Raw genomic sequence first — 22,579 nt, 5'->3', positions numbered from 1 at the left:
GGCAGGAACCGACCCGCCGGCACGGCCCTGCACAACAAGAATGACAAAGACCCGCCCGACAGATCCAACAGAGAGGAAGACCATGCACCGCCGAACCCTCCTTCAATCCGCACTGGCCGGCACCGCGCTTGGCGCCCTGGCCCCCGCCACGCGAGCCTTTGCCGCCACCGACATCCTCTGGATGACATGGGAGAACCTGGCCAAGGACGAGTACCTCGCGCCCTTCCTGTCCGCCCATGACGTGACGCTCACCAAGACCTTCATCGGCACCGACGACGAACAGTTCGCCAAACTGCGCGCCGGCGGCGCCTCGTCGGTCGACCTCATCACGCCCGGGCTCGACAAGGTGGAGTTCTACACCGCCTCCGACCTGCTCCAGCCGATCGACTTCGAGAAGGTGCCGAACGCAGCCCTGCTCTACGACACGTTCAAGCAGACCCCGCTGGGCAAGGTCGATGGCGAGACCTACGGCATCCCGTTCTACTGGGGCATCAACCCCATCGTCTACCGCGCCGACCTGATGGACGAGGAACCCGACTGGTCGGTGTTCTTCGAAGGCGACAAGTACGACGGCAAGCTCGCCATGCGGGACTATGCGCTCGAAGGCATCATGATCGCGGCCATGTACCTCGGCATCCCGGAGTCCGAGATGTTCGACATGGACGACACCCAACTGGCCGAGATCAAGCGCGTGCTGATGATCCAGAAGTCCAAGCTCCGGACCTACTGGAACTCCATTGGCGACCTGACCAACCTGTTTGCCACCGGCGAAGTGGTCTGCGCCTTCTCCTGGGTGCCGCCCTACTACGACCTGCGCGCGCAGGGCATCGACATGGGAATGGCAAAGCCCGAGGCCGGCGTGATCGGCTGGTGCGACACCATCGCCGTGCCGAAGGGCGTCGAGGGCGAGCGGCTGGACGCCACCTTCGCGCTGGTGAACTACCTGCTCGGACCCGAGTACGGCAAGATGCTGGCCACGGGCGGCCCCTATGCGCAATCGACCAGCGCCGCGCGCGACATGCTGAGCCCGGAAGAGCAGTCGAAGATCTTCGTCGACGACCTGTCGGTGATGGACAGCTTCGTCTGGAAGAAGAACCCGCCGCGCTACAACGAGTGGGTCGCGCTCTGGAACGAGGTCAAGGCAAGCTGATGCCGGCCCTCCTGGAAGCGTCCGCGCTGACAAAGACCTACGGTCGCGTGACGGCCGTGGCCGGGGTGGATTTCACCCTGGCCGAAAACAGCTACGTGACGCTTCTGGGACCCTCCGGCTGCGGCAAGACGTCGATCCTGCGGATGATCGGCGGGTTCGAGGACGTGAGCTCCGGCGCCCTGCGCCTTGACGGCAAGCGGCTGGACCAAGTGCCTGCCGCAAAGCGCCCGATCAACACCGTCTTCCAGAACTACGCGCTTTTCCCGCATCTCACGGTGCTGGAGAACGCGGGCTTCGGTCTGGCATACGCGGGCCTCTCGCGGGCCGAGATCGCCACCCGCGCCCATGACGTCCTGAAGACCGTGCAGATGGAAGGGTTTGCCGAGCGCCGCCCCTCGCAACTCTCCGGCGGGCAGCAGCAGCGCGTGGCGCTGGCCCGCGCCATCGTCAACCGGCCGCGCCTGCTGCTGCTGGACGAGCCGCTCTCCGCGCTCGACCGGCGCATGCGCAAGGACATGCAGATCGAGCTGAAGGATCTGCAAAGGCGGCTCGGAATGACCTTCCTGCATGTGACCCACGACCAGGAGGAGGCCTTCGCCCTCTCCGACAGCATCGTCGTCATGCGCGATGGCCGCATCGAGCAGCAGGGCCGCCCGCAGGACATCTATGCCCGACCGCGCACCGCCTGGGTCGCCGATTTCATCGGTGGCGCCACCTGCGTGCCCGGAGAGGTCCGCGCCCGGACCGGCGAGACTGCTACGCTGGACACCCCCCTTGGCACCTTCACCTGCCCGGCGGCGGCAGAGGCCAAGGGCGGCGCGGTGCTCTGCCTGCGCCCCGAGCAGGTGGGGCTGGCGGACGAGGGCATCCCCGCGACCGTCACCCACTGCGTCTTCCGCGGCGCGGACTGGCTGATCGAGTGTCGCGCGGGGAACCTGACCGTGCAGGCGACCCATGCGGGCACCCCTCCCGATCCCGGCGCGACCGTGGCGCTGGCCTTCGATCCGTCCCGCGCGTGGATCGCCGCATGACCCGGCTGGGCACCATATTGGCGAGCCCCGTGGTGGCGGCCCTTCTGGCGCTCTGCCTCGCGCCGCTGGCGATCCTTTTCGTCTACAGCTTCTACCAGGTGGATTTCGTCGCCATCTCGCGCGAACCGACCCTGGCCAACTACGCCAAGATCGCCGGGTCCGCGACCTATCGCAGCCTGATCGCCCGCGCCTTCGGCTCTGCCGCGCTTGTGGTCGTCATCACAGCCGTGATCGCCTACCCGGTGGCGTGGTTCCTGGCCAAGCGGGTGGGCGCGGCGAAGTCGACGCTGCTCACGCTCCTCCTTGTGCCGCTCTACTCCGGGGACCTTGTCCGCATCTTCGCATGGCGCGTTCTGCTCGGGGCCGAAGGCGTCATCAACCGCAGCCTGATGTGGCTCGGCATCATCGAGACACCGCTGCAGAGCCTGCTGTTCAGTCCCCTCGCCACCCATATCGCCCTCGTCTACAACTACCTGCCCTTCATGGTCATCGGGCTCTGGCTGGCGTTCGAGGCGCTGGACGACGCCTGGCTCGAAGCCGCCGCCGACCTTGGCGCCCCGGCCCGGGGCAGGTTCCGCCGCGTGGTGCTGCCGCTGACCCTGCCCGGACTGATCGCCGGCGGGCTGATGGTCTTCCTCATGGTGGCGGGCGACTACCTGACGCCGCAACTGCTGGGCGGCGCGTCGGGCATCACCATCATCTCGGCCATCAACGACCTCTTCGGAACGGCCTTCGACTGGCCGCTCGGGTCGGCCATCGCCTGGACCATGCTCGCGATCCTGATGATGGCCTTCGCCGCCGGGGCGCTTGCGATCCGCCGGTCGAGCCTCGTGGAGGGCCGCACATGACCCGAGCCGCCCAAAGCTGGACCCTGCTGGTCTTCGGCTTCATGTACCTGCCCATCGCGGTTATCCTGATGTTCTCGCTCAACGCGTCGGACATCATGGCCCTGCCGCTGCGCGGCTTCACGATGGAGTGGTACGACGCCATCCTGCACGACGGGCGCCTGGGTCAAGGCTTCCTGACGACGCTGAAGACCGCCTTCCCCGTCGCCATCCTCGCCACCCTCTTCGGGGCGCTCGCGGCACTGGCGCTGACGGTCTACCCGATGCGGTTCCGCGGTCTGATGTTGGTCATCCTCCTCCTGCCGTTCCTCGTGCCCAAGCTGATCCTCGCGGTCAGCCAGTTGATCCTGCTGAAGGAACTCGGGCTCAAACGCGGCCTCTGGACGGTGATCGCCGGACAATCGGTCATCGTGCTGCCGTTCTGCACGATCATCATCGCCTCCGTCCTGATCCGCATCGACCTGCGCCTCGTCGAGGCAGCCGAGGACCTCGGCGCCTCCCGTTTCGAAAGCTTTCGCCGCGTGATCCTGCCGTTGATGCGCAACGGGCTGATGGCTTCCTGGGTGATCGCCTTCGTGCTGTCCTCGGCGGAATACGTGCTCACCGCCTTCCTGGGCGGCCGGGAACAACCGCTGTCGGTGCTGGTGGCCTCCGACTTCCGCTTCAACCTTTCCCCCAGTCTCAACGCCCTCGCCGTGCTGATCGTGCTGGGCAACATCGCGCTCGTGGTGCTGGCAGAGTCGATCCGCCGCCGCTCCGGGCGCGCGAACCGAGGACTTTCATGAAATACGACACGCCTTTCGGGACCTCTGCCGAACTGATCCTGAACCCGCATTTCGACGCAGCGGCAGACTATGGCGCCACGCAGCAGGCGGTGCTGAACGACGCGGCCTTCGACACGGCGCGGGCCACGATTTCCGCCTGGCCCGGTTATGCGCCGACGCCGCTCCACGCATTGCCGGGTCTGGCGGCCGAGGCCGGTGTCGCCGCGATCCACTACAAGGACGAAAGCGCGCGCTTCGGCCTCGGCAGTTTCAAGGCGCTCGGCGGGGCCTATGCCGTACTGCGCCTGCTGGTGCGGACCATCGCCGAGGAAAAGGGGGTGGAAGCCACGGTGGCCGAGATCCTCGCCGGCACGCACGACGACGTGGTGAACGGCATCACCGTCTGCTGCGCGACCGACGGCAACCATGGCCGGTCCGTCGCGTGGGGGGCGCAGACCTTCGGCTGTCACTGCGTGATCTTCATCCACGCCACCGTCTCGGACGGGCGCAAGCAGGCCATCGAGGGCTACGGGGCAGAGGTCCGGCGCTGCGCCGGCAACTACGACGACAGCGTGCGCGAAGCCGACCGCACCGCCCGCGAAGAGGGTTGGACGGTTGTCTCCGACACCTCCTACCCCGGTTATACCGAGATCCCCAAGGACGTGATGCAGGGCTACGAACTCATGGCTGCCGAGGCCGCCCAGGCGCTGCCCCGGCCGCCCACACACGTCTTCATCCAGACCGGCGTCGGCGGCGTGGCGGCGGCGGTCGCAGCGCAGTTCCGGCGGCGGTACGGGACGCAGGCGCCCAAGGTGATCCTCGCCGATCCGGAAAAGTCCGCCTGCTGGCTGGAAACGCTGCGCCACGGCGAACCGACCCCGGTGCACGGCGACCTCGACACCCTCATGGCCGGGCTGGCCTGCGGCGAGATCTCCCTTCTGGCGTGGGACGTGCTGAAGCCGCTGGCCTTCGCCGCCGTGTCCGTCGCCGACGACGATGCCGTGGCCCTGATGCGCCGCCTCGCCGATCCGCACCCGGGCGATCCGGCCATCGTCGCCGGGGAAAGCGCGGTTGCCGGGCTGTCCGCGCTCATGGCCGCCGCCGCCCATGCCCCGGCCCGAACGGCGTTGGGGCTGGACGAAACCGCGCGCGTGCTGGTCTTCGGCACGGAGGGCGACACCGACCCGGCGCTATACACCGAACTGGTGGGCCGCCCCGCCGATGCCGTCCGGGGCGCCGCATGATCGACCTCGACCGGCTCCTCGCGCGCATCGAACACCTCGGACAGGTCGGCGCCCTCCCCGGCGGAGGGTGCAAGCGGCTCGCGCTCTCGCCCGAGGACGCCGCCGGTCGCGCATTGGTCACCGCATGGTTCCGCGACCTGGGGCTCGAGGTGACGACCGACGTGATCGGCAACACCTGGGCCATCCGTCCCGGCCTGCGCGACCTGCCGCCCGTGGTCATGGGATCGCACATCGACACCGTCGCCACCGGCGGGCTGTATGACGGCACGCTCGGCGTGCTGGCGGGGCTCGAAGTGATCCAAAGCGCCATCGAGGCGGGCATCGAGACCGATCACCCGCTGGCCGTCGCCTTCTTCACCAACGAGGAAGGCGCCCGCTTTGCCCCCGACATGATGGGCTCAGGCGTGGCGACGGGGGCGTTGCCGCTCGACGCGATGCTGGCCAGCCGTGGCATCGACGGTGTGACCGTCGGCGACGCACTGACCGCCATCGGTGCCCGCGGCGACGCCCCGGTCGGCGCGCTGTCCCCGGCGGCCTACCTCGAACTGCACATCGAACAAGGCCCGGTGCTGGAAGCCGAAGGGCTGCAGATCGGTGTAGTGACCGGCGTGCAGGGCATCTCGTGGACCGAATTCACCGTAAAGGGCCGCTCGGCGCACGCGGGCACGACCCCGATGCCCATGCGCCGGGATGCGGGCCACGTGGCCGCCGCCATCGCCATGGAGGCGCGCGCCATCGCGACCGACTTCGGCCCGCCGCAGGTGGCCACCGTGGGCCGTCTGTCGTTCTCCCCGGACCTCGTCAACGTGGTGCCCGAACGCGCCACGCTGAACGTCGACATGCGCAACACCGACGAGGACCGCCTGGCCGAGGCCGAGGCGCGGCTCTTCGCCTTCGCCGAGGCCGCGGCGCAGAACGAGGGCTGCACCCTGACCCGCCGCGCGCTGGCCCGCTTCGAACCCGTCGCCTTCGACCCGGCGCTGGTGGACGAGATCGCCACCGAAGCCGGCAGGCTGGGCTACAGCCACCGCCGGATGCCCTCCGGCGCGGGACATGACGCGCAGATGTTTGCGCCGGTCTGCCCTTCTGCCATGATCTTCGTCCCGTCCCGCGACGGCATCAGCCACAACATCGAGGAATACACCGCGCCCGAGGACCTGGCACGCGGCGCACGGCTTCTGGCCCACGTCGCCCTCGCCCGGGCGGGTCAAACGAAAGGACCCCGCGCATGAGCCGCAAGATCGTCGCCGCCACCGCCCAGCTTGGCCCCATCGCCCGGGACGAACCGCGCGCCTCTGCCGTCGCCCGCATGATCGCCCTGATGCGGGAAGCGCATGCCCGCGGCGCGCGTCTGGTGGTGTTCCCGGAACTGGCGCTGACCACCTTCTTCCCGCGCTGGCTGCTGGAAGAGCCGGAGCTCGACAGGTTCTACGAGACGGAGATGCCCAGCCCCGAAACCATGCCGCTGTTCGAGGCCGCGATGGAGATGGGCATCGGATTCTACCTGGGCTTTGCCGAACTGCTGTTCGACGGCGAAAGGGAACGCCGCTTCAACACCTCGATCTTCGTGACGCCCGATGGACAGATCGCGGGCAAGTACCGCAAGGTTCACCTGCCCGGCCACTACAACTACGAGGACTGGCGCGCCTTCCAGCACCTCGAAAAGCGGTACTTCGAACACGGCGATCTCGGGTTTCCGGTGTTCGAGGCGATGGGCGGCACCATGGGCATGTGCCTGTGCAACGACCGCCGCTGGCCCGAGACATTCCGCGTGCTCGGCCTGCGTGGCGCGGAACTCATCATGCTGGGCTACAACACGCCGCAGCACTATCCGCAGGCACCCGAACACGATCATCTGCAGGACTTCCACAACCACCTGTCGATGCAGCACGGCGCCTATGCCAACGGCGCGTGGGTGATCGGCACCGCCAAGGCCGGGCTGGAGGAAGGCTGCGAGCTGATCGGCGGCTCCTGCATCATCGCGCCGACCGGAGAGATCATCGCCCGCACGCAAGGCCGGGGCGACGAGGTGGCGGTGGCGGAGATCGACCTCGACCGCTGTCGCGAGCTGCGGGAAAACGTGTTCAACTTCACCCTGCACCGCGAACCGGGCGACTACGGACCGATCTGCGAAGGCGCGGCCGACCGTGACCGGACGCGGGCCGAGACCACCCGCAACAGCCACTTCACCGGCACGGGACCCGCGACCTCGGAGTGACCATTCCGGGCGGCTCTGCCGGGGTGCGGCGGGACGCCAGACCCGCCCCGCCCGTCCATTTTGCCACCGTTCGATGTACCGGAGACAGCGAAAGGCGCCTTGTCCGGGCCGGGCCGCGCGCCCCTGTCGAGATTGACAATTCTCCGGTTTGAGCCACCTGTTGTGCACGTCGAGCCAGAAGCAGAGCCGGTCAGGCCCCGGGAGACGCCCCATACGACGGTCATGTCCGCCTGCTCCGAACAGACCGAAAAGGAGCGCGCCATCGAAGCTCAAGTGATCGCTATAATCATCGTGTTGCCGTTCGCCCTCGCCTTCATCTACGCGGGGGTTCACGAATACATGCGCTTCAAGTCCGATGGCCGGGCCAACTACGGGCTTGTCTACAACGAAGAGACAGGCACCACCCACATCACCGGCATACCCGAGGACGAAGAAGCCTTCGACCCCGACGAATTCGACCCCAACAACTACAGGGATCTGGAACTCCGGCGCGGGCCCGACGAAGAGAAGTCGTGACCCTGTTCCGCCCGGTCGCCTGACCGGGACCCCGGCAGGTCGCAGATGCGCCCCGGTCCCGCGGATCGCCGCCATCTCGGACCGCCGACACAGCCAGCCAGGCGTGATAGACTGTCGTTGCACGTGGGGCCGGAAGCTCATGGACCTGACACAGATATTGCTTGTCGCAGCAGCGGGGATGATCCGTTCCGGACGGATGTCCTGCCGTGAGTATGTCGAGACGCTGATCCTGCACGCCGAGGAACACGCCGGCCTCAATGCCTTCACCCTGTTCGACGCGGAGGAGGTTCGCCGCGCCGCGCGTGAAGCGGACAGGCTTCAACGGGCCGGTGGTGACTTGGGCGCCTTGCATGGCATACCCGTGGCCATAAAGGACTGCATCGACATCGCAGGCATGGCCACGACCGCGGCGACACCGGCCCTGAAGGACCATGTCGTCGGCCGCACCGCATCCGTCGTACGATCCCTGCAGTCGGCCGGCGCCATCGTCTTCGGCAAGACCAACATGTACGAACTGGCGTTCGGCATCACGGGCAACAACGACCACACCGGCCCGGCGCTGAACCCGCACGACCGGTCCCGCTCTGCCGGGGGCAGCAGCAGCGGATCGGCTGTGGCCGTGGCGGCAGGAATCGTCCCGGCCTCCGTCGGTACGGACACGGCAGGTTCGGTCCGCATTCCGGCGTCGTGCTGCGGCGTGTTCGGCTTTCGCCCCTCAACCGGCCGTTACGGCAGCGACGGGGTCATGCCGGTGTTTCCGACGCGCGACGTTCCCGGCCTGTTTGCCCGCTCGGCCGAAGATCTTTTGCTGCTGGATGCCGTCCTGGCCGATGAAGAGGAGGTTCCCGACATCCCGCTTGAGGACGTCAGGCTCGGCCTGCCCGGTGGCTATTTCCTGTCCGATCTGGAAAGCGGTGTCGCGGCAGCATTCGAAGAAACCCTTGCACAGCTGGTTTCCGGCGGTGTCGAGATCGTCGATGCGGCGATGCCCTACGTCCCGCATTGGCTGAAGGAAATGGCCGGTCCGATCCGCGCGTGGGAGCTGCCGAGATCGCTGGAGGACTACCTGAAGGCGTCGGGCGCGCCTGTCGACTTCCGTTCATTGATCTCCGGCGTTGCAGGCTCATACGTGCGGGAGGAGTTCGAAGAGGCGATGCTAGGCGCCGATGACGCCGACCTGGGCGAAAGATACAGGCACGTGATCTCCGCCGCCCTCCCCGAATACCGGAAAAGGTACGTCGAACACCTCAGGCACAACGGACTGGACGCCATCGTCTTTCCCACGACACCGATTGCAGCGACGCCCTTGGGTCAGGAAAAGGACGTCATCATCGATGGTCAGCAGGTCTCCGTCTGGAAGACCTTGCGGAACACCGAACCGGCGACATTCTTCGGCGCACCCGGGGTGACGATGCCGATGTCACGCAAGGTTCACGGCGTTCCGGTGGCATTCGAACTCGACGGGCTGCCGGGAGAGGACCGAAGACTGCTGGCTGTTGCGGCAAGGATTTCAGAGGGGCTTCGAGGGCTCGACACCGGCTGAAGACCACGCAGGGTCATTGATTGGCCTTGGCAGAACCGGCTTTGTCTCGCGGCACGATGCGAAGCAGACAGGCGCCCGGTCACGTCCTCGCCCGGCCAGCGGCCAGTTCGGCGATCTCCTCCGTGATCTCGTCCTGCCGCAGCCGCCGTGACGTGGCGACCAGGCTGTCCAGCTTGTCGGCCACGTTCTCGTGTGCGGCCACCATCGCACGCATCCGGGCGATGTTCTCGGCGGCAAAGGCAAGCACGACCGACTCGATGAGTTCGGCGACGATGTATTCCTCGGTCAGGGACGCCAGCAGCCTGTCCGGCGGGAGCGTGATCCGCGGCTCACCGGACCGGGCCCCATGGGCAAAGCGCGCATAGTCGAAGGGCACCAGCCGCTTCGTCACGACTTCGAGACCGCCGGCGCTGACCGGGGCGGCGTGGACCACCCGGACCTGTGCCACGGACGCCTCCGCCAGCATGGCAAAGAGCGCGTCGGTCATCCGCGTGACCAGCGCCACCGCCTGCGCCGGATGCACGATCATCTCGCCGCTCCAGCGCACGTGCCGGTGCGCCTCCGCCGCGAGGATCGCGCCCCTGTGACCCACGAGAAGCAGATCGTTGGCGCCTGTCAGCAGCGGGTCCGCCGCTGCGAAGACCTGTTCGTTGTAGGTCCCGACAAAGCCCTGCTCTGCCGCGATGAGGATGACGGCGCCGCGCTTGTCCTGCCCAGGGGCCGTGTCGGCCTCCGGCACCGGAAACATCGCCAGCGCCTCGGCAATCGCCTCGCCGATGGTCCCGGCATAGGCGCGGATGGCGGCGGCATGGTCCCGCGCCTCCTGCACCCGGGCGGTGGCAATCCCGCGCATCGCACCGACGACGGCCCCCAGCTTCTCGACCGAACCGATGCGGCCCTCCAGTTCGGCGAGGCGCCCGGTCATGACGCGCCCACCTTCCCGTCCATGTCGCGGACCAATGCAACCACAGCCTCAGACAGGGCCGCGCGTGTCTGCGCGTCCAGCTGCCGGGTGTCGCGCAGGCTGTCCATCGCGCTCGCCGCATGGCTGCGCAACCACCCCGGCAGACGCGCCCGCAGCGTGACCATGCGCTCAGGCGGCATCCCGTCCAGCGCGCCATCGGCGTGGGCCGCAAGAAGCGCCACCTGCACCGCCATCCCGAGACCCCCGAACTTCGGCTGGGTCAGCAGCGACCGGATGCGCCGCCCGCGATCCAGTTGCTGCCGCACCCGGTCGTTGGTTACACCGCCGAAACGGCTGAACATCTCCAGCTCCTGGAACTGCGCGTAGTCCAGCCGCACCCGGCCCGAAACCTGCCGAAGGGCGGGCCATTGCGCCTTGCCGCCGACCCGGCTCACCGACAGCCCCACGTCCACCGCGGGCCGGTGGTTCGCCGCGAACAGCGCGGTGTCGAGCACGATCTGCCCGTCGGTGATCGAGATCAGGTTGGTCGGGATATAGGCCGACAGGCTGCCCGCGTCGGTCTCGGCAATCGGCAGCGCGGTGAGGGACCCGCCCCCCCGTTCCGGCGCCAGCTTCGCCGCCCGCTCAAGGAGCCGCGCGTGCAGGTAGAAGATGTCGCCCGGATAGGCCTCCCGCCCCGGCGGCTCATGGGTGAGGAGCGCAAGTTCGCGGTGGGTCGCCGCATGGCGCGTCAGGTCGTCGATCACGATCAGCGCATGCCGGCCCGCGTCGCGGAAATGCTCGGCCATGGTCATGCCCGCGAAGGGCGCGATCCACTGCAGGCCCGGGCTGGCAGAGGCTCCGCCGACGACGAAAATGCAGCGCTCCGGCGCGCCATGGCTGCGCACCGCCTCGATCACCCGCTGGACCGCGGCGGCCGGCTGGCCCACGGCGACATAGACGCAGATCACGTCGCTGTCCTTCTGGTTGACGATCGCATCCACGGCGAGGGACGTCTTGCCGGTGGCGCGGTCGCCGACGATCAGCTCCCGCTGCCCCCGCCCCAGAGAGAAGAGGCTGTCCACCACCAGGACGCCCGTCTCCAGCGGTTCCGTCACCTCCGCGCGGTCGATGATGGCGGGGGCCGGCCGTTCTACCGGGAGCCGCATCTCCGCCTCCGGATCGTCGCCACCGTCGAGCGGCCGGCCCAGCGGATCGACAACCCGCCCCAGAAGCGCATCGCCCACCGGCACCTCGAGCACGCCGCCGGTGTCCGTCACCCGCTGCCCTGCCCCTATGCGACTGCCGTCGTCGCAGATCACCACGTCGATCTCCTCCGGCCCGAGGCTGTGGGCAAAGCCCAGCTCGCCGCCCTCGAACTGCAGGAGCGCCCCTATCGCCGCGTCCGGCAGGCCCGACACCTGCGCGATGCCGTCGGCGATGCGCTCGACCCGCCCGACCGCCAGCGCCTCCGGCGCTAGGCGCGCGCGATCCAAGGCGGCACGGCTGCGGGCCAGCCAGTAGGACGGTGCGTCAGGCGTGGTCATCGGCTGCGATCCTCTCCGCCATCCCGTCCAGATCGGCGCGGAGCGTATTGCGGACAACGGCGTGCGGCGTGTGCAACTCCAGCCCGGCGATCAGGCTCTCGTCCGTCTCCACCCGCACGTTCACAGGGTGGCCCAGCACTGCTGCCAGACGCTCCGCCACCTCTGCCTGCTCCCCCGTCGCAAGGTCGCGCGCCGCGCGCAGCACCACCGGACCGTCCGTCCCGATCCGCGCCTGCGCCGCATCTGGCAGCGTCCTCACCGCCTCGGCCAGACCGTCGGCGAAGGCCGCCGCCCGCGCGCCATCGGGCAGGCGATCAAGCAGCCGTTCGGTCATGTCCACCGCCAATGCCGCCGCCTCCGCCCGCCAGCGGTGCGCCTCCGCCTTGTGCAGCCGGGCGAGGTCGGCGCGGGCTTCGGCCTGCGTCCTCTCGGCCTCGGCCCGGGCATCGTCCAGCATCTGCCGCTTGCGGGTCGCGGCCTCCGCCTCCGCTGCAGCGATCAGGTCCGCGCGATCCCGTGCCACCGCGTCCTTCCGGGCCTCAGCCTCCGCCAGCGCCGCCTCTGCCGCCGCGCGCGTCGCCTCGGCCTCGTCCAGCACGGCATGCGCCGCCGCCTGCCGCTCGGCGATGATCCGGCTGACCGGGCGGAACAGGAAGCGCGCCAGAAGCCAGACCAGGACGAGCGCGTTCACCGTCTGCAGGCCGAAGGTCCACCAGTCGAAATCCAAGGTGCTGTCCGATCAGACGAAGGGGTTGGCAAAGAGCAGAAGCAGCGCGACGACCAGCGTGTAGATCGCCATCGTCTCGATCATCGCCAGCCCGACAAAGAGCGTCCGGCTGAGCGTGCCTGCCGCTTCGGGCTGGCGGGCGATGGCGTCCATGGCGGCGGCGACGGCGCGCCCCTCGGCCAGCGCCGGACCGATGGCGCCGAAACTCACGGCGAGCGCCGCCGCGAGGATCGAGACGATTTCGACGAGATTGCCTGTCATTGCGGAATGTCCTTCGGGTTGAGGCGGGGTTCGGGGCGGTCCTCACCGACCGCGGCCCCGATGAAGACGGTTGCGAGAACCGCGAAGATGTAGGCCTGCACGGCCCCGGTCAGCAGGTCGAGCGCCATGAGCGGGATCGGCACGATCAGCCCGGCTAGCGACAGCACGATGCCGACCACGAAGACGCCGCTCATCACGTTGCCGAACAGTCGGACGACAAGCGAGAAGGTGCGCGTGATCTGCTCGACGATGTTCAGCGGGATCATCACCCACGAGGGTTCGGCGAAGGTGGCGAGATAGCCCTTCACGCCGCGCCCGCGGATGCCGAACACGACCGTCGCGACCAGCACCACGACCGCCAGCGCCGCGTCCGTTTCGAGATGTGCGGTCGGCGGCTCCACCTCCGGGATCAGCGCGGACCAGTTGGCGGTCAGCACGAACAGGAAGAGCGTCCCGATCAGCGCGCGGAACGGCGCCGGGTCGCGGCGCATCGTGTCGCCGACCTGATCGTCCACGACGCCCACGAAAAGCTCCAGCACGGTCTGTGTCCGGCCGGGCCGCAAACGGAGATTGCGGGTGGCGAGGAAGGCAAAGAGGCCAAGCGCCGCCATGATCCCCCATGTCACCACCACCGGGGCGCTGATGCCCACGGGTCCCAGGTGGAACAGGATGTCGAGGTCGAGCGGGTTCTCCATCACGGCGCCCCCCTTGTGCGGCGCAGGACGATGGTGCGCCCCGCAAAAAGCCCGAGACTGCCCGCCAGAAGCGGCAGCGCCCCCGCCAGCGCAAGCGCCACGAGCCCGCCCGCCAGCACCGCGAGCCTCACGAGTTGCAGCGTCAGCGCCCGCAGCGCGTTGTCCGCCGAGAGGTACAACGCCGTGACCCTTCGCAGCGTCGCGAAATGGATCAGGCCAAGCACCAGCCCGGCCAGGAAGGCCGTGATGGCGACCGGCACGGGGTTGGCGGCGATCAGGTCGGTCATTGGCGATGCATCCATGTCCAGGCGGAATAGAACCCTATCGCGGCACCGATCAGGATCGCGGGGGCGGTGAAGAAGATGCCGGTCTCGAAATGCCGGTCCGCCGCCCGGCCCAGCAGGATGCCCAGCAGGATCGGCATGAGAATGGCCCATCCGAGGATGCCGATCTGGCCCATGCGCCTGCCGAAGGACGGTTCCGGCACGTCCCGGGCCAGCTTCTCGCGGTCCGCGGAGCGGCGGGCGGCCTCTGCCGTGCGGTCGGGGATGGAGGGGTCAGGCGCCATCGGCACGCCCTCCGTCATCGGGGCCCACCTGGGGCGGATGGTCGAAGGCGCCGGGCCGGTCGGGCCGCAGGTAGCGCATGATCTGCCGCACGGCGCGCGAATGCAGCCGGGTCTGTTCGACGCGCGCGCCGCGCCCTGCGTCCTCCTCCTCGCGGCGCAGCCGCGCCACCCGGGCAATCAGATCGTCGAGGTCGTCGCCCAGAACCCCCTCGCGGCAGGCAATCGCCACGTCCGCACCGCCGGTCACCGTCAACACCCCGGCCCGCAGCGCGCAGTAGCCCTTCCGCCCCGCCCCGTCGCGCCAGCGCACGACGGAGGCCGGCAAGGCCGTCAGGTAGTCCGAATGCCCGGGCAGGATGCCGAAATGGCCGCTCTCGTCCTCCGCCCGGACGGACCGCACGTCCGCCGCATCGACCAGCACCGCCATCGGCGTGGTGATCGTCAGGTGCAGCGCCCCCCTCATGCGACCGCCCGGGCCCCGCGCCCGGCCTCCTCCTTGGCGCGGGCCTCCTCGAAGGTGCCCACCATGTAGAGCGACCCTTCGTCCCAGTCGTCCGCCTCACCGGCGAGGATCGCCTTGCACCCGGCGATTGTGTCGCCGATGTCGACCGACCGCCCCTCGATGCCGGTGAAGGCCTCCGTCACCGTGAAGGGCTGCGTCAGGAACCGTTGCAGGCGCCGCGCCCTGGCCACCGCATCGCGGTCCTCCCGCCCCAGTTCCTCCACCCCCAGCAGCGAGATCACGTCCTGCAGTTCCCGGTAATGCTCGATGGTGCGGCGGACCCGGTTGGCCGTGGCGACATGGTCTTCGCCCAGCACCAGCGGGTCGAGCAGGACAGAGGTCGACGCGATGGGATCAACCGCCGGGTACATGCCCTCCGCCGCCATCGCCCGGCTCAGCACCACCGTGCTGTCCACATGCGACGCGATGGTGGTGACGGCAGGATCGGTGAAGTCGTCCGCCGGCACGTAGACCGCCTGGATGGCCGTGACCGACGCCGACCCGCGTGCCGCGATCCGCTCCTGCAACTCGGCCACCTCGGTCGCCAATGTGGGCTGGTAGCCGACGCGGCTGGACATGCGGCCCAGCACGCCCGACACCTCCGCCCCCGCCTGGACGAAACGGAACACGTTGTCCATCAGCAGAAGCACGTTGCGGTGCCGATCGTCCCGGAAGTGCTCGGCAATGGCCATGGCGGCCAGCGGCACCCGCCAGCGCGCGCCCGGCGGTTCGTTCATCTGGCCATAGACCAGCACCGTCCGGCCAAGCACGCCCGCGCGGGTCATGTCCGACAGCATCTCGTGGCCCTCGCGCGACCGCTCCCCCACGCCGCAGAAGACCGAGATCCCCTCGTAATGCGCGACCATGGCCTGGATCAGCTCCATGACGAGGACCGTCTTGCCGACACCGGCACCGCCGAACATCGCCGCCTTGCCGCCGCGCGACAGCGGGGCCAGCAGGTCCACAACCTTGATCCCGGTACGGAACACGTCGTGACGGCCCGCCTGCTCCGACAGCGGCGGCGGCGCGTTGTGGATCGGCCGACGGGGCATGTCTTCGGGCAACGGCGCGCCCCGGTCCCGCGCCACCCCGGTGACATCCAGAAGCCGACCGAGCACGGCCTCCCCCACCGGCACCCGGACCGGGCCGCCGGTGCGCCGCACGGCCATGCCGCGCCGCAACCCGTTGGTGGGCTTCAGCGCGATGGCGCGCACGGTCGTGGCATCCAGATGCGACTGGACCTCGGCGACAAAGGCCTCGCCCTCCGTGCCGTCTACCTCGACCGCGTCATGGATCGCCGGCAGGTCCTCCGCCCGGAAGACGATGTCCAGAAGCGCCCCGCGGATGGCGAGGATGCGACCGTGATCCGGATGTACCGCCATGCGAAGAAGGGCCCCCTGAACCGATGTGCAACTGCAGCAATCATAGCGGGCCGGTCGAACCGTCACACGATCCAGATCAAATGGCGCCGCATTTCCGGCATCGCTGCCCGCAACTCCGGCTTTCGGGGCCAGCGGGTGACAAGCGGTCCTCTGTCCCCCCGGGGCCATTCGGCCCCGATCCGCAGACACCCGATGACGCAGATCATACCTCTCCGATACTTTTTCATTATGGACGGTCGCGGGCCTCCTTCTCTATCCTGTCGGACACCGATGAAAGGAGAGCACGATGTGCCAAGTTTTTGCCGGCCAGGATCCTGCGCGATACACCTCGACGACGCGGCGTTTGCGGCTGAACGGGCAAAGCACCAGCATCCGGCTTGAAAATGCCTTCTGGGACATTCTCGACCAGATCGCCGAGGCCGACGACATGTCGACACCGGCCTTCGTCTCGCGTCTGCACTCGGAAGTGCTTGAAACCCGGGGCGAACCCGTCAATTTCACGTCGCTTCTGCGCACTGCATGCCTCGTCTTCGTGGGCCAGTCGGGCAAGACCGCCCACCACGACAGAACCACACCGATGGCGGCCGAATAGGCGGTCAGATCACAAAACGTGCATGTAGTACGTCCCTACTACCCGCACGCGCCGAATATCCTTCATCCTGAATTGGTCAATAATTCGAACCGATTCAGGAGGCCCCGTTGGCCAAAGCCATCCACAGCATGATCCGCGTCCTCGACGAGGACCGCTCCGTCACGTTCTACCGCAAGGCCTTCGGGCTGGAAATCGCCGACCGGCTGGATTTCCCGGAGTTCACGCTCGTCTACCTGAGCAACGACGAAACCGGCTTCGAGGTCGAACTCACCGTCAACAAGGGCCGGACAGAGCCCTACGACCTCGGCGACGGCTACGGCCACCTCGCCGTGTCGGTCGACGATCTCGATGCCGAACATGCCCGTTTCGAGGCCGAGGGCCTCGCCCCCCGCAAGCTTGTCGAATTCGCGCCCGCCGGTGAACTGGTCGGCCGCTTCTTCTTTGTCGCCGATCCCGACGGCTACCAGATCGAAGTGCTCGAACGCTCGGGGCGCTTCAAGTGACGCACTGACCCAGATTTTTTCAAGGGAGGAGACCACATGAACACCAACAGCAGCCCCAGGGGGCTCACACGCCGGCAGTTGCTGTCCCGCGCCAGCGCCGCCGGTGCCGCCTTTGTCGCGGGGGCGGGCTTCATCGCCGCGCCGGACGCGGCCTGGGCCTACGAGACCACGCATCTCGACTCCCAGGTCTTCGCGACGCTGGTGCAGATGGCGCGCGACATCTACCCGCACGACCGCATCCCCGACGCCAACTACGTCGAGGCGGTGAAGGGCTATGACACGCCGGAAACCGCGGTGGCGATCACGGCGGGCATCGCGGCGCTGGATGCGGCCGCCCGGGGCAAGGGCTTTGCGTCCTACATCGACACCGGCTGGGAACGCGACCGCGTGGATATCCTGCGCGGCATGGAGGAGAGCGCGTTCTTCCAGCAGGTCCGGGGTGGGCTCGTGACCGGGCTCTACAACCAGAAATCGGTCTGGCCGATCTTTGGCTACGAGGGGGAGAGCTACTCGCAGGGTGGCTACATCGACCGCGGCTTCGACGACATCAACTGGTTGTAATCGGCGGCCATCCTCCCGCCCCGCCTCTCCCGCCGAACGCCGTGCCAGATGCGCAGGGCCCCTTCGACGGATGCAGAAGCGAGACGAGAGGCCGGCTCCGGGAGGAGAATGAACATGACTGCACCCTTTGATCTCAACGACGATAGCGTTGTCGTCATCATCGGCACGGGGGCCGGTGGCGGCACGCTGGCCAACGAACTGGCCCAGAAGGGCATCAGCGTCGTCGCGCTGGAAGCGGGCGGCCGCTACCTGCCCGAGGACTATGTCAACGACGAGTGGGAAAGCTTCGGCCAACTCGCCTGGACCGATCCGCGCACCACGTCCGGCGACTGGCGCGTGGCGAAGGACTTCAGCGGCCTGCCCGCGTGGATCGTCAAGGCCGTGGGCGGCACGACGACCCACTGGGCCGGCGCCTCGCTGCGGTTCCAGGATCACGAGTGGAAGGCCAGGACCACCTACGGCGACGTGACCGGCGCCAACCTGCTCGACTGGCCGATCGACGCCGCCGAAATGGCGCCGTGGTACGACAAGGCCGAGGAGAAGATGGGCGTGACCCGCACGGGCAACCGCCCCGGCCTACCCGGCAACAACAACTACAAGGTGTTCGAGGCGGGCGCCAGGGCGCTTGGCTACACCGAGGTCCACACCGGCCGCATGGCGATCCAGACCCGTGACGACGGCGACCGCATCCCCTGCCAGCAGACCGGCTTCTGCTTTCAGGGCTGCAAGTGGGGCGCCAAGTGGTCGACGGCCTACACCGAGGTCCCGGCAGGCGAGGACACCGGCAACCTCGAAGTGCGCGAGCGCGCCCATGTGGCCCGCATTCTGCACGACGACAGCGGCAAGGTGACGGGCGTCGAGTACTTCGACGCGGACGGCAACCTGCAGATGCAGAAGGCACGGATCGTCTGCGTCGCGGGCAACTCCTTCGAAAGCCCGCGCCTGCTGCTGAACTCCGCCTCGTCGATGTTCCCGGACGGCCTCGCCAACAGCTCTGGCCAGGTGGGGCGCAACTACATGCGGCACATGACCGGATCGGTCTATGCGACCTTCGACAAGCCGGTGCGCATGTGGCGCGGCACCACCATGGCGGGCATCGTGCAGGACGAGGCGCGGCACGATCCGTCGCGCGGCTTCGTCGGCGGCTACGAGCTGGAAACCCTGTCGCTCGGCATTCCGTTCATGGCCGCCTTCCTCGACCCCGGCGCCTGGGGGCGGGAGTTCACCTCGGCCCTCGACAGCTACGAGAACATGGCCGGGATGTGGATCGTCGGCGAGGACATGCCGCAGGAGACCAACCGCGTCACCCTGAACCACGATGTCACCGACCAGCACGGTCTGCCGGTGGCCAACGTCCACTTCAGCGACCACGCCAACGACAAGGCGATGCGCGCCCATGCTTACAAGCAGGGCATCGCCATGTACGAGGCCGTGGGCGCGACCCGCGTGTTCCCGACGCCGCCCTACCCGTCCACGCACAACCTCGGCACCAACCGGATGTCCGAGAACCCGCGTGACGGCGTGGTGAACAAGCACGGTCAGACCCACGACATCGCGAACCTGTTCATCTCGGACGGCTCGCAGTTCACCACCGGCGCGGCAGAAAACCCGACGCTGACGATCGTGGCGCTGGCGATCCGGCAGGCGGATCACATCGCCGCCGAGATGTCGCGCGGCACGCTCTGACGCAAAGCTGATCCCCGGACCGGGCGCGGCCCTGCTGCGCCCGGTTCTGTTTTTCCGGCCCCGCCCGGATGCCTCCTTCCCCTGCCACCCGCAGAAAATCCGATCCGGGCGATTGACGCGCACCGTGACGGATGCAAGTGTCCCCGCACTAGCGACAGGGGCGCTCGGGAAACCGGGCTGAGACGTACCCTTCGAACCTGAACCGGATAATGCCGGCGGAGGGAGGCGCAGCGGAACGTCCGGGCTCTGCCCTGTCCTTCGTCCGATGTCTTCCATGCCGTCCGGCAAAGGAGGACACGATGCAGACACCGGACACATACCTCGACCACATGCGCGCCACCGCACCGCTGGTGCAGAACATCACCAACTTCGTCGCGATGAACGTCATGGCGAACGTCATGCTCGCCGCCGGCGCGTCGCCCGCCATGGTGCACGCACAGGAGGAGGCGGCCGAATTCGCCGCCATCGCCAGCGCCCTGACCGTCAACATCGGGACACTGTCGCCCGCATGGACAGACGCCATGCAGACCGCCGCCAAGGCCGCCAACGACCGTGGCAAACCATGGGTGCTCGATCCTGTCGCCGTCGGCGCAACCACCTACCGGCGGGAGGTCGGCGCAAAGCTCCTCGCCCTGAACCCCACCGTCATCCGCGGCAACGCCTCCGAGATCATCGCCCTCGCCGGTGAGGGCGCCTCCGGCAAGGGGGTGGATGCGGGCGACGCGGTCTCGCAGGCCTCGGACGCAGCCGTCCGCCTCGCGCGCCGGACCGGGGGCGTGGTGGCCGTGACGGGGGCTGCGGACCTCGTGACCGACGGCACCCGCTTTGCAGAGGTCGAGAACGGCCACCCGCTCATGCCGCGCATCACCGCGCTGGGATGTTCCCTGACCGGCATCGTCGGCGCCTTCATCGCCGGTCAGGACCCGTTCGAGGCGACGGTGGCCGCGCTGGCCTACTACGGCCTCGCCGGAGAGAGGGCGGGCGAAAAGGCGAAAGGCCCGGGATCGTTCCAGGTGGCCTTCCTCGACGCGCTCTACACGCTCGACGGGCAGGACCTGGCGCGCGGCGCGCGGATCATCCGGCCATGATCCCGCCGCTCTGTTTCGTCACCGACGCCACGGCCCCTGCCCCAGTCCCAGCGCAGGCAATCGCGGCGGCACAGGGCGGCGCGGGCTGGATCCAGCTCCGCGACAAGACCCGGTCCGACGCCGATCTCCTGCCGCTCGCCCGTGAGCTGAAGGCGGCACTCCTGCCCCTCGGCGCCCGGCTGATCGTCAACGACCGGGTGGAGGTGGCCGTCGCCGCCGGCGCCCACGGCCTGCACATCGGTCAGGGCGACGGCGACCCCGCCGCCATCCGGGCGCGCATCGGGCCGGACATGATCCTCGGGCTGTCGGTCGAGCACGCGGACCAACTGGCGGCCGTTCCGGAGTGCGTCGATTACCTCGGCGTCGGGCCGGTCTACGCCACCGGGTCGAAGCCCGATCACGCCACCCCCATCGGCATCGACGGCTTTGCAGCCATCGCCGCCCGCACCGCGCTGCCCTGCATCGCCATCGGCGGCCTGACCGCCCGAGACGCCGCCGCGCTGAAGGCGGCGGGCGGGCACGGCATGGCCGTCGTCTCCGCCATATCGCGGGCCGCCGACATGACCGGCGCGGCCCGCGCCCTCTGCGACGCATGGAGGACGACATGATCCCCAACATCCTCTCCATCGCGGGCTCTGACCCCTCCGGCGGCGCGGGCATACAGGCCGACATCAAGGCGATCTCCGCCATGGGCGGCTATGCCATGACCGCGATCACCGCGCTGACCGTGCAGAACACAAGGGGCGTCACCGGCGTCAGCCTCTGCGACACGGGGCTGATCGCCGCCCAGATCGCCGCCATCCGCGCGGACATCCACATCCACGCCGTCAAGATCGGGATGCTCGGCGACGCCGCCATCATCGAGACGGTGACCAAGGGCATCGACGGGCTCGACTGCCCCGTGGTGCTGGACCCGGTGATGGTCGCCAAGGGCGGCGACCGGCTGCTGCAGGAACCGGCGGTCAAGGCGCTGTGCGCCATGCTGCCCTGCGCCACGGTCATCACCCCGAACCTGCCGGAGGCCGCCGACCTCCTCGACTGGCCGGAGGCCACGACCCGCGCGGAGATGGTCGCACACGCCCGCGCCCTCCTCGACCTCGGGCCGCGCGCCGTGCTGCTGAAGGGCGGCCACCTGCCCGGCGACACCAGCCCGGACCTGCTGGCCACCCGCGAGGGGGAGACCTGGTTCGACGCCCCGCGCAGCCCGACCCGCAACACCCACGGCACCGGCTGCACCTACGCCTCCGCGCTGGCCACGGCGCTTGGCGCGGGCCTGCCGCTCGACCGGGCGGTGGACCGGGCCAAGCGCTACATCGGCGCGGCCATCGCTGCGGCGGACAGGCTGCGCGTCGGCTCCGGCCACGGGCCGGTCAATCACTTCTACCATATGGATACCTCGAAATGACCTTCACAGACGACCTTGCCGCACAGACCCTCTCGCTCCGGCAGCAGATCCACGACATGCCCTTCAACACGGAAATGGCGACCGGACACCTGCGCCGGGATGTCTTTCAGGGCTACATCGTGCAGGACGCGCTCTACCTCGAAGGGTTCGCCCGGGCGCTGTCGCTTGCCGCCGCCAAGGCGCCCGACTCCGCCGCCGTCGCGCAGCTTGCCGGGTCCGCCGCCGGTGCCATCGCGGTGGAGCGCGAACTCCACACGCATTACATGGACCGTTTCGGCGTGACAGAGGCGATGCTGGCCCGGATGGCCCCCTCTGCCGCCTGCGACCACTACGTGTCCTTCCTGCTGAGAACAGCGGCCCTCGGCCCCTTTGCGGAGGCGGTGGCCGCCCTCCTGCCCTGCTTCTGGATCTATCGCGACGTGGGCCGCGACATCGCGACCCGCAGCGCGCCGGACAATCCCTATGCGGCGTGGATCGACACCTATTCCGGCGAGGCCTTCGACGAAAGCGTCGCCCGGATGATGGCCCTGACCGACCGGCTGGGCGCAGAGGCGGACGGCCCCGCCCGGGCGCGCATGTCGGAGGCCTTCGAACGGGCGTGCTGGCACGAATGGCGGTTCTGGGACAGCGCCTACCGGATGGACGGCTGGACGCAGCCCGCAGACATGCCCGCGCCCGGCCAGCGGGCCGCTGCCCCGACGGCCTGAACGCCACGGGGCGGAGCGTTTCGCCCGCTCCGCCCCACCCGCTTTCCGCGCGGTGCAGACCGCCACCCCGCGAATCCACGCCTCCGCCACGCAGGTCGACGTACCGCCGGGCAGCGCCGCAAGGAACGTCTTCCGCGGCA

At 68.7% G+C, this 22,579-nt stretch carries 26 protein-coding genes and 1 riboswitch; of the genes, 17 read left to right on the top strand and 9 right to left on the bottom strand.

Going from position 1 to position 22,579, the window contains the following annotated elements; all coding sequences use genetic code 11:
* The first annotated feature begins 82 nt into the window (after positions 1-82).
* From ACU0DV_RS01900 to ACU0DV_RS01860, 9 genes are all read left to right on the top strand, one after another.
* Complete coding sequence (locus ACU0DV_RS01900; protein ID WP_100927337.1) at positions 83-1,150, top strand: extracellular solute-binding protein; 1,068 nt, start codon at positions 83-85, stop codon at positions 1,148-1,150.
* Positions 1,150-2,181: an ABC transporter ATP-binding protein gene (locus ACU0DV_RS01895; protein ID WP_446242032.1), complete on the top strand. Its 1,032-nt coding sequence runs from the start codon at positions 1,150-1,152 to the stop codon at positions 2,179-2,181. Before ACU0DV_RS01900 ends, ACU0DV_RS01895 begins: the two co-directional genes overlap by 1 nt.
* Positions 2,178-3,029, top strand: coding sequence for an ABC transporter permease (locus tag ACU0DV_RS01890; RefSeq protein WP_370313812.1), 852 nt, complete (start codon positions 2,178-2,180; stop codon positions 3,027-3,029). The genes ACU0DV_RS01895 and ACU0DV_RS01890 overlap by 4 nt, the downstream gene beginning before the upstream one ends.
* Entirely contained in the window at positions 3,026-3,811 is a 786-nt protein-coding gene (locus tag ACU0DV_RS01885; RefSeq protein ID WP_446242033.1) for an ABC transporter permease, read from the top strand. Before ACU0DV_RS01890 ends, ACU0DV_RS01885 begins: the two co-directional genes overlap by 4 nt.
* Positions 3,808-5,034: a diaminopropionate ammonia-lyase gene (locus ACU0DV_RS01880; RefSeq protein WP_446242034.1), complete on the top strand. Its 1,227-nt coding sequence runs from the start codon at positions 3,808-3,810 to the stop codon at positions 5,032-5,034. Before ACU0DV_RS01885 ends, ACU0DV_RS01880 begins: the two co-directional genes overlap by 4 nt.
* Positions 5,031-6,266, top strand: coding sequence for a Zn-dependent hydrolase (locus ACU0DV_RS01875; protein WP_446242035.1), 1,236 nt, complete (start codon positions 5,031-5,033; stop codon positions 6,264-6,266). The genes ACU0DV_RS01880 and ACU0DV_RS01875 overlap by 4 nt, the downstream gene beginning before the upstream one ends.
* Entirely contained in the window at positions 6,263-7,252 is a 990-nt protein-coding gene (locus tag ACU0DV_RS01870) for an N-carbamoyl-D-amino-acid hydrolase (protein WP_446242036.1), read from the top strand. The genes ACU0DV_RS01875 and ACU0DV_RS01870 overlap by 4 nt, the downstream gene beginning before the upstream one ends.
* 261 nt (positions 7,253-7,513) lie before the next feature.
* Complete coding sequence (locus tag ACU0DV_RS01865; protein WP_446242141.1) at positions 7,514-7,768, top strand: hypothetical protein; 255 nt, start codon at positions 7,514-7,516, stop codon at positions 7,766-7,768.
* Positions 7,769-7,946: 178 nt separating this feature from the next.
* Positions 7,947-9,311, top strand: coding sequence for an amidase family protein (locus tag ACU0DV_RS01860; RefSeq protein ID WP_446242037.1), 1,365 nt, complete (start codon positions 7,947-7,949; stop codon positions 9,309-9,311).
* Between the two features lie 79 nt (positions 9,312-9,390).
* On the opposite strand, the gene ACU0DV_RS01855 is transcribed toward ACU0DV_RS01860, so the two are convergent.
* Genes ACU0DV_RS01855 through atpD form a run of 9 tightly spaced genes read right to left on the bottom strand, consistent with a single transcriptional unit; the run spans position 9,391 to position 15,897 of the window.
* Complete coding sequence (locus tag ACU0DV_RS01855) at positions 9,391-10,236, bottom strand: F0F1 ATP synthase subunit gamma (RefSeq protein WP_446242038.1); 846 nt, start codon at positions 10,234-10,236, stop codon at positions 9,391-9,393.
* The gene (locus ACU0DV_RS01850; RefSeq protein ID WP_446242039.1) at positions 10,233-11,762 is read right to left on the bottom strand and encodes a F0F1 ATP synthase subunit alpha; all 1,530 of its coding nucleotides are present in this window, start codon (positions 11,760-11,762) and stop codon (positions 10,233-10,235) included. Before ACU0DV_RS01850 ends, ACU0DV_RS01855 begins: the two co-directional genes overlap by 4 nt.
* Positions 11,749-12,489, bottom strand: a complete 741-nt coding sequence (locus ACU0DV_RS01845) for a F0F1 ATP synthase subunit delta (RefSeq protein ID WP_446242040.1) — start codon at positions 12,487-12,489, stop codon at positions 11,749-11,751. Before ACU0DV_RS01845 ends, ACU0DV_RS01850 begins: the two co-directional genes overlap by 14 nt.
* 12 nt (positions 12,490-12,501) lie before the next feature.
* Complete coding sequence (locus ACU0DV_RS01840) at positions 12,502-12,750, bottom strand: F0F1 ATP synthase subunit C (RefSeq protein ID WP_100927348.1); 249 nt, start codon at positions 12,748-12,750, stop codon at positions 12,502-12,504.
* Positions 12,747-13,448, bottom strand: coding sequence for a F0F1 ATP synthase subunit A (locus ACU0DV_RS01835; protein WP_446242041.1), 702 nt, complete (start codon positions 13,446-13,448; stop codon positions 12,747-12,749). Before ACU0DV_RS01835 ends, ACU0DV_RS01840 begins: the two co-directional genes overlap by 4 nt.
* Positions 13,445-13,732, bottom strand: coding sequence for an N-ATPase subunit AtpR (locus ACU0DV_RS01830; RefSeq protein WP_283982736.1), 288 nt, complete (start codon positions 13,730-13,732; stop codon positions 13,445-13,447). The genes ACU0DV_RS01835 and ACU0DV_RS01830 overlap by 4 nt, the downstream gene beginning before the upstream one ends.
* Complete coding sequence (locus ACU0DV_RS01825; RefSeq protein ID WP_446242042.1) at positions 13,729-14,013, bottom strand: AtpZ/AtpI family protein; 285 nt, start codon at positions 14,011-14,013, stop codon at positions 13,729-13,731. The genes ACU0DV_RS01830 and ACU0DV_RS01825 overlap by 4 nt, the downstream gene beginning before the upstream one ends.
* Positions 14,003-14,476, bottom strand: a complete 474-nt coding sequence (locus ACU0DV_RS01820) for a F0F1 ATP synthase subunit epsilon (RefSeq protein WP_446242043.1) — start codon at positions 14,474-14,476, stop codon at positions 14,003-14,005. The genes ACU0DV_RS01825 and ACU0DV_RS01820 overlap by 11 nt, the downstream gene beginning before the upstream one ends.
* The gene (gene atpD / locus ACU0DV_RS01815; RefSeq protein WP_446242044.1) at positions 14,473-15,897 is read right to left on the bottom strand and encodes a F0F1 ATP synthase subunit beta; all 1,425 of its coding nucleotides are present in this window, start codon (positions 15,895-15,897) and stop codon (positions 14,473-14,475) included. Before atpD ends, ACU0DV_RS01820 begins: the two co-directional genes overlap by 4 nt.
* 286 nt (positions 15,898-16,183) lie before the next feature.
* On the opposite strand from atpD, the gene ACU0DV_RS01810 reads away from it, so the two are divergent.
* From ACU0DV_RS01810 to tenA, 8 genes are all read left to right on the top strand, one after another.
* Positions 16,184-16,489 (top strand): ribbon-helix-helix domain-containing protein, encoded by a 306-nt coding sequence (locus tag ACU0DV_RS01810; RefSeq protein ID WP_100927354.1) that lies wholly within the window; start codon positions 16,184-16,186, stop codon positions 16,487-16,489.
* Between the two features lie 107 nt (positions 16,490-16,596).
* On the top strand, positions 16,597-16,992 hold the full coding sequence (locus ACU0DV_RS01805; protein WP_100927355.1) for a VOC family protein: 396 nt from the start codon (positions 16,597-16,599) through the stop codon (positions 16,990-16,992).
* A gap of 36 nt (positions 16,993-17,028) precedes the next feature.
* A complete protein-coding gene (locus ACU0DV_RS01800) occupies positions 17,029-17,553 on the top strand; it encodes a Twin-arginine translocation pathway signal (RefSeq protein WP_446242045.1) in 525 nt (174 codons plus the stop codon).
* A 114-nt stretch (positions 17,554-17,667) separates the two neighbouring features.
* Positions 17,668-19,239: a GMC family oxidoreductase gene (locus tag ACU0DV_RS01795; RefSeq protein ID WP_446242046.1), complete on the top strand. Its 1,572-nt coding sequence runs from the start codon at positions 17,668-17,670 to the stop codon at positions 19,237-19,239.
* A gap of 146 nt (positions 19,240-19,385) precedes the next feature.
* A riboswitch (TPP riboswitch) is annotated at positions 19,386-19,480 on the top strand.
* Between the two features lie 58 nt (positions 19,481-19,538).
* Positions 19,539-20,327 carry a hydroxyethylthiazole kinase gene (gene thiM / locus ACU0DV_RS01790; RefSeq protein WP_446242047.1) on the top strand — a complete coding sequence of 263 codons (789 nt, stop codon included), beginning with the start codon at positions 19,539-19,541 and terminating at the stop codon, positions 20,325-20,327.
* Positions 20,324-20,935, top strand: coding sequence for a thiamine phosphate synthase (gene thiE, locus ACU0DV_RS01785; RefSeq protein WP_446242048.1), 612 nt, complete (start codon positions 20,324-20,326; stop codon positions 20,933-20,935). The genes thiM and thiE overlap by 4 nt, the downstream gene beginning before the upstream one ends.
* Positions 20,932-21,732: a bifunctional hydroxymethylpyrimidine kinase/phosphomethylpyrimidine kinase gene (gene thiD, locus ACU0DV_RS01780; RefSeq protein WP_446242049.1), complete on the top strand. Its 801-nt coding sequence runs from the start codon at positions 20,932-20,934 to the stop codon at positions 21,730-21,732. The genes thiE and thiD overlap by 4 nt, the downstream gene beginning before the upstream one ends.
* The gene (gene tenA / locus ACU0DV_RS01775; RefSeq protein WP_446242050.1) at positions 21,729-22,439 is read left to right on the top strand and encodes a thiaminase II; all 711 of its coding nucleotides are present in this window, start codon (positions 21,729-21,731) and stop codon (positions 22,437-22,439) included. The genes thiD and tenA overlap by 4 nt, the downstream gene beginning before the upstream one ends.
* The last annotated feature ends 140 nt before the right edge of the window (positions 22,440-22,579 follow it).

The organism is Sagittula sp., assembly GCF_052825245.1.
Note: the sequence above shows the minus strand (reverse complement) of the source record. Positions and strands in the feature narration are given on the sequence as shown.